Consider the following 2569-nt stretch of genomic DNA (forward strand, 5'->3'; position numbering starts at 1 on the left):
CATTGGTGGCGACAGCGACTAATAGAATAAAGTTATTTCGCGATACATGTTTTGCAGGTGTGGTGGAATTGGTAGACACGTCAGCTTCAGGTGCTGATGCTCGTAAGGGCGTGGAGGTTCAAGTCCTCTCACCTGTACCAAATAACTTTATACGATTTAACAAAAAGGCCTCGCATTGCGAGGCCTTTTTGTTTTTGTTGCTTGTATCACTTTGAAGAGTGTTAAAGCCACATATTATTTAGCTGCTCAGATAACATATTAACTTGATTGCTTTACTGTATCGCTAATAGTTAGTGCATTGACAATAAAATCAGTTGGATGTTAACCCTACAATATCGCTACCTCGTTACGATTCATCAAACAGTTTGTTCACTGACGAGTCCGTCAACTCGCCAGAAAACCTGCGACAACATAAAACAGTGATTACATGGGCTCAATATAATCCACCATTAGCTGCACAGTTTGATTTCCTCTAAACTCGTTCACATCAAGCTTATAGACCACACGAGCATGTTTAATGGTTGCATCAGGCCATATGGCTAAATCCACATTAAAAGCAATGCCGTCTAACATCGTACTGCCACATTCAGTCTCAAGTAATAATTTTAAGTGTTTTTCACCTACGATACGCTGTTGCACGACCTTAAATACGCCATCAAACAGTGGCTCTTCAAAGGACTGCCCCCATGGTCCTGCATTTCGTAATAAAAATGCTGTATCAAGCGTCATTAATGGGCTCGATAACTCACCATCAGAGAGCAACTCTCCCGTCAGCTGTTCATAATCTAATACTTCTCTTACCGCATCATCATAAGCTTGCTTAAACTGCTCAAACACATCTGCTTTTAACGATAGTCCTGCAGCCATAGCATGACCACCAAACTTGGTTATCATTCCAGGATAGAGACCATTAATGCGTTCGAGTAAATCTCGCATATGCAGGCCTTTAATCGACCGGGCAGAACCTTTTATCGCACCATCACCGGCATCGGCAAAGGCAATAACCGGCCGATGATAACGATCCTTAATTCGTGAGGCCAAAATGCCAATAACACCTTGATGCCAATCTTCCTGAAAAATGGCGATACCCCACGGCAAATCTTCTTCATTGAGCGACACTTTCGATAGACTCTTTAATGCCTCTTGCTGCATACCCGTTTCAAGTTCGCGGCGCTCTTGGTTTAATCCATCTAATTCGGCTGCCATTCTTCTGGCTAACATGATGTCTTCACACAGTAAAGTTTCAACCCCTAGTGCCATTTCATCTAAACGACCAGCAGCATTGAGCCGAGGTCCAACTGCAAAACCAAAATCAGCAGCAACAATCTTTTCAGGACTCCGCTTAGCCACTTCAAGCAATGCTGTAATGCCAACACGACAGCGGCCACTTCTGACTCGCTGCAAACCAGCATTGACTAGAATACGGTTATTCGTGTCTAGCGACACAACATCTGCGACAGTACCTAAAGCGACAATATCAAGCAATGTGCCCAGATTAGGCTCAGTAATTTGCTGTTGTTGATACCAATTACGCTGCCTTAATTCTGCACGTAAAGCAGACATCAGATAAAACGCTACCCCAACACCGGCAATAGACTTACTGGCAAACGGACAACCGGGCTGATTTGGATTAACAATAACATCAGCATTGGGCAAAGTGCTGCCAGGTAAATGGTGGTCTGTCACGATAACAATCATTCCCAGCAACTTTGCTGCTGCCACCCCTTCAATTGACGAAATACCATTATCAACGGTAATGAGTACATCTGCATTTTTAGTAAAAGCCACCGCAACAATTTCAGGGCTTAAGCCATAACCATAATCAAACCGATTGGGAATAAGGTAATCAACATGCTTAGCCCCCATCATTTTCAGCGCCAGCATACACACACTAGTCGACGTGGCACCATCAGCATCAAAATCCCCTACAATCAGAATCGATTGCTGCGCAGCAATAGCATCCGCAATAATCACAGCGGCTTCTGCAAGCCCTTTCATGGTATCTGGGCGCAATAACTTACTTAGCACTAATTCGCAGTTATCTTCATTGACGCCACGGCGAGCATAGAGCTGTTTCAGTAATGGCGATAAAGAAGCAGGTAAATGACTATCATCAACCTGAGGGCGACGGACTATTTTATGAGACAAAAGGCAACCTTAAACGGGTAATTAGAGAATAGAGCATAACAAAAAGGTGAGCCTAAGCTCACCTTGATTTTACGTTTTTAGCACACGCTTTACGAAGTTGATTTACTAGTCTGAATTATAAATTCGATTCAATCGTACGTAATAAGTCTGCCGGAGCTTGATAACCAGGTACCATCACACCATTTTCTAAAATCAACGCTGGTGTGCCGTTAACACCGAATGACATACCTAACTTATACTGCGCTGCAATATCAATATCACAACTCGCCGCTTTAACATTGCCACCATTTTTAGCTTCTGTCATCGCTTTTAAAGGATCTTTAGCACACCATACCGCTTGCATCTCGTCTGCATTAGCAGATGGAATGCCCGCACGAGGATAAGCTAAATAACGAATCGTAATACCTAAATCATTATAGCC

2 protein-coding genes and 1 tRNA gene are annotated in these 2569 nt (G+C 43.2%); 1 reads left to right on the plus strand and 2 read right to left on the minus strand.

What is annotated here, in order from left to right; all coding sequences use genetic code 11:
- Positions 1 to 53 precede the first annotated feature (53 nt).
- Positions 54 to 140 (plus strand) — tRNA-Leu (locus CXF78_RS19965).
- A gap of 283 nt (positions 141 to 423) precedes the next feature.
- Here CXF78_RS19965 and recJ read toward each other — a convergent pair.
- Together recJ and CXF78_RS19975 are read right to left on the minus strand one after the other, a co-directional pair.
- The gene (recJ, locus tag CXF78_RS19970; RefSeq protein ID WP_102037740.1) at positions 424 to 2148 is read right to left on the minus strand and encodes a single-stranded-DNA-specific exonuclease RecJ; all 1725 of its coding nucleotides are present in this window, start codon (positions 2146 to 2148) and stop codon (positions 424 to 426) included.
- Positions 2149 to 2263: 115 nt separating this feature from the next.
- On the minus strand, positions 2264 to 2569 hold a 306-nt coding region (locus CXF78_RS19975), incomplete at its 5' end, for a thioredoxin fold domain-containing protein (protein WP_180957227.1).

This window comes from Shewanella sp. 11B5 (assembly GCF_002836795.1).
GTDB classification, from domain to species: domain Bacteria; phylum Pseudomonadota; class Gammaproteobacteria; order Enterobacterales; family Shewanellaceae; genus Shewanella; species Shewanella frigidimarina.